The organism is Desulfatitalea alkaliphila (genome assembly GCF_022968795.1).
GTDB classification, from domain to species: domain Bacteria; phylum Desulfobacterota; class Desulfobacteria; order Desulfobacterales; family Desulfosarcinaceae; genus Desulfatitalea; species Desulfatitalea alkaliphila.
On record NZ_JALJRB010000075.1, the window covers coordinates 1 to 1099 of the forward strand.

2 protein-coding genes are annotated in these 1099 nt (G+C 59.3%); both read left to right on the forward strand.

Features of this window, described 5'->3' with window-relative positions; genetic code table 11:
• Window positions 1-137: 137 nt before the first annotated feature.
• Window positions 138-515: a helix-turn-helix domain-containing protein gene (locus MRX98_RS21745; protein ID WP_246915258.1), complete on the forward strand. Its 378-nt coding sequence runs from the start codon at window positions 138-140 to the stop codon at window positions 513-515.
• On the forward strand, window positions 512-1099 hold a 588-nt coding region (gene istA, locus MRX98_RS21750; protein WP_246915261.1), incomplete at its 3' end, for an IS21 family transposase. The genes MRX98_RS21745 and istA, both read left to right, overlap by 4 nt.

The following is a 1099-nucleotide window of genomic DNA, read 5'->3' on the forward strand; positions in this document are numbered from 1 at the left end:
TTTGCAACCTTCTGTTATCATAGGACTTGTCGCCCAATTAACAGGATGTGCGTTACAAGATGACATCGTCATGGCCGTGCGCCGTATGCAACAATTCGGTGACGATATCCTTCATCCCCCCAACCGAGGAGGTTGCCATGACAGTCAAAAGTCCCATTTGCCCCGAGCGTATCCGTAAGGTGCCCGGACAGTTCAGCTGGCTCGACCAGCGGCTGGTCAGCGAGCACTACATTGACCGGTGCACCCACGGCGCAGCAGCGCTGTATCTGTTTTTGGTCACCGTCGCCGATGCCCGCGGCCTGAGCTACTATGCCGATCACACGTTGTGCCGGCGCCTGGCCATGGATGAGTGCGACCTTGTCCGGTACCGGCAACAGTTGATCGATCTGGGTCTGGTCGCCTACCGCAAGCCGCTTTGCCAGGTGTTGGCCATCGAGGCTGATGCACCGCGACAAACCGGGTCCTTGCAAAGTCTTGAGCAGGTCTTCAAACGCATCGGGGAGGGCCGCACATGATCGATTACCCCATGTATTGCAAGATGATGCATCTCAAACGCAACGAGGGGTTGAACGCCGCACAGATCGCCGATGCCCTGGCTGTCGATGTGCGCACGGTGCGAAAATGGCTGCGGCGCAATGCGTTCGCCCCCAGAACCGGTCTGCAACGTGCCGGCAAGCTCGATCCGATCAAGCGCGAGATCGGCCGGCTGCTCGAAGCGCACCCGTACTCTGCGATGCAGATCCATCAGCGCATCTGTCAGCAGGGCTTTACCGGCGGCTACACCATCGTCAAGGACTACGTGCGCAAGGTCCGCCCGCCGAAGGTGCGCGCCTTTTTGACCTTGGCCTTTGCCCCGGGCGAGTGCGCGCAGGTCGACTGGGGCTCGTTCGGCACCGTTGCCGTGGGCGCTGCGGTGCGCCGGCTGAGCTTTTTTGTCATGGTGCTGTGCTACAGCCGCATGATGTATGTGCAGTTCACCGTCTCGCAGACCATGGAGCATTTTTTGGACTGCCACCAAAACGCCTTCGAATACTTTGGCGCGGTGCCCAAAAGGATCATGGTCGACAACCTCAAAAGCGCGGTGCTAAAGCGCATCGTC

Bases quoted from the DNA above. Each gene is read 5' to 3' on its own strand.
- MRX98_RS21745 (WP_246915258.1), top strand. From the start codon at position 138: ATGACAGTCAAAAGTCCCATTTGCCCCGAGCGTATCCGTAAGGTGCCC.